We start from the raw sequence: 299 nt of genomic DNA on the forward strand, positions 1-299 counted from the left end.
CCGATATCGGCCGTCTCGATCGCGGCAATCGCGTTGGTCGACAGCGCGCCGAACTGGGCGGTGTTGAAGGCACCCAGCTGGTTCGAGCTCAGGGCGACGATCTGGTTGGTCGTCAACGCGTTGGCCAGTTGATTGGTCGTCAGCGCGGCGATCTGGCCGGTGGCCATGCTGCCCACCTGGTTCGTCGTCAGGGCAGCGATCTGCGCGGTGTTCAGCGCGGCGATGCTCGACGTCTTCAGTGCGGCCAGGTCGGCCGTTTCCAGCGCGGCGACAGCGTTCGTGCTCAGGGCGCCGGCTTG

Annotated in this window: 1 protein-coding gene; it reads right to left on the reverse strand. The window is 66.9% G+C overall.

Annotated elements, in window-relative coordinates:
- The coding region (locus GM672_RS28760) for a hypothetical protein (RefSeq protein WP_170300296.1) at positions 1 to 299 on the reverse strand (299 nt) is incomplete at both ends.

The organism is Pseudoduganella buxea, assembly GCF_009720835.1.
Lineage (GTDB): Bacteria > Pseudomonadota > Gammaproteobacteria > Burkholderiales > Burkholderiaceae_D > Rugamonas > Rugamonas buxea.